This window comes from Acidithiobacillus sulfurivorans (genome assembly GCF_018853815.1).
In the GTDB taxonomy this organism is placed as follows: domain Bacteria; phylum Pseudomonadota; class Gammaproteobacteria; order Acidithiobacillales; family Acidithiobacillaceae; genus Acidithiobacillus; species Acidithiobacillus sulfurivorans.
The window spans coordinates 1-484 of the sequence record NZ_JAAOMP010000160.1; the positions used below are offsets into that span (position 1 = coordinate 1).

Below are 484 nucleotides of genomic sequence, written 5' to 3' on the forward strand. Positions count from 1 at the left end.
CCGATGCCAAAACCAATCAGAAAAACATCCAGCATGGCCCATTGGTCCAGCCATTCAGACCAGCGAAACATCCTGCCCAGCCAGCTTGGGTAGTGCCCGGTATCCAGTTGGAGCAATACCACGGCCAGAGTGCTGAAGCGTAAAAAGGGGAGGATGAGCAATTCCAGGGCCAGAATCACCGCCACCACGGGCCAGCCTTGGGCAGCCACTCCCCAGATGCCTGACGCAAGTACACTTTGATGATGCACGCCAAATATATCAACGGACAGCAATGGTAGAAAATTGGCTGGGATCAGCAGGAACAGGGCCGATAAGGTCATGGCCATGGCCGCGTTAATACTGCGACCGGAGGTGCGTTCCATAATATGGCCACAGCGCGGGCAGGCGAGCTTGCCGCGACCTTGTAGAGGCGGCAAACGCTGAATCAGTCCACAATCCGGACAGACCTCCACCCCGTGAGGCGGGTCCAGGGCGGCATCGGGAA

General features: G+C 57.6%; 1 protein-coding gene. It reads right to left on the reverse strand.

Going from position 1 to position 484, the window contains the following annotated elements; all coding sequences use genetic code 11:
- Positions 1 to 484, reverse strand: a 484-nt coding sequence (locus tag HAP95_RS14915; protein ID WP_226832834.1) for a paraquat-inducible protein A, incomplete at both ends; no start/stop codon positions are given.